The 1,058-nt window shown below is 68.8% G+C and carries 2 protein-coding genes and 1 pseudogene; all 3 read left to right on the forward strand.

Annotation, left to right across the window (positions count from 1 at the left end):
- Positions 1-417: malic enzyme-like NAD(P)-binding protein (locus G9373_RS45360; RefSeq protein WP_277346761.1), on the forward strand; the 417-nt coding region annotated here is incomplete at its 5' end.
- A gap of 205 nt (positions 418-622) precedes the next feature.
- Positions 623-807: pseudogene (locus G9373_RS47545) on the forward strand (glutamate dehydrogenase); the annotation flags it as partial.
- A gap of 60 nt (positions 808-867) precedes the next feature.
- Positions 868-1,058, forward strand: a 191-nt coding sequence (locus tag G9373_RS46105) for a hypothetical protein (RefSeq protein ID WP_206034014.1), incomplete at its 3' end; no start/stop codon positions are given.

Consider the following 1,058-nt stretch of genomic DNA (forward strand, 5'->3'; position numbering starts at 1 on the left):
GTCGGGGCGGACGTGTTCATCGGGGTCTCGGCGCCGAACATTGTCACGGGCGACGACATCGCGGCGATGGCCGACGAGTCGATCGTGTTCGCGCTGGCCAATCCGGTCCCGGAGGTCGATCCGGTCGCCGCCGGCGAACATGCCACCGTGGTGGCCACCGGCCGGTCGGATTTCCCCAACCAGATCAACAACGTCCTCGCCTTCCCGGGGGTGTTCCGTGGTCTGCTCGACGCGCACGCGGTCGACATCACCGACGAGATGTTGATCGCCGCGGCCGGGGCGATCGCCGACAGGGTGTCGCCGTCCGAGCTCAATGCCACGTACATCGTGCCGAGCGTGTTCGACGCCACCGTCGCGCCGGCGGTCGCGGCGGCGGTGCGCGAGGTGGCCGAGCGGGGGCCACGGTCCGAGAAGTGAGCCGTTCGCTCATTGTTTTCCGTGTCCCAGGCGATCACAGCTGCGGGCGAGATGTCCCGAGGCCCGGGCCGGCGCCCATGGTGCATCGCGCCCACCCGTCCCTGCAGCGCGTCGCGCCGGGGCGGTGCTCTATGTGAGGTCATGGGTACTTCGCCTCGGGTCGCGAAGATTGGAGGACTGAAGGGATCGGGGGAGGGAGTCGTATCTGAACGCCCCGGTGCTCAGCGGTTTTCTGCTGGGCGATGTGATCGGCGGTTACGGAGTCGCCCAGGCCTGCATCGGTGCGGTGAAAGCATGTGGCTGGACTCCGGCCGACACGACAGTGGCAATCCAGGGCGTCGGCACCATGGGGGCGGCGCGGCCTGGCATCTGTACGAGGCCGGTATGCGCGAGTACCTGACCCTGCCTCAGTGGCGACGACGTTCGTCCCGGCGAGCCGGGAGTTTGATTGTGGCGGCGAACGCGGCCCGGAAGATCTCGTCGGCGGCATCCCGAGATCCGTTCGGCCAACGGCCCACCGACCCGGCAGGCGCATTCACGACTGCCTCCCTGCGACGGGTACTCATCACTCCTGTCGGTTGTCTGGAAGGGCGGGGTGTGGCGCGCGCGATCTACTGGGGGTCGTCCGCGGTGCGGGGTCG

Source organism: Rhodococcus sp. A14 (genome assembly GCF_011603105.1).
In the GTDB taxonomy this organism is placed as follows: Bacteria; Actinomycetota; Actinomycetes; order Mycobacteriales; family Mycobacteriaceae; genus Rhodococcus_F; species Rhodococcus_F opacus.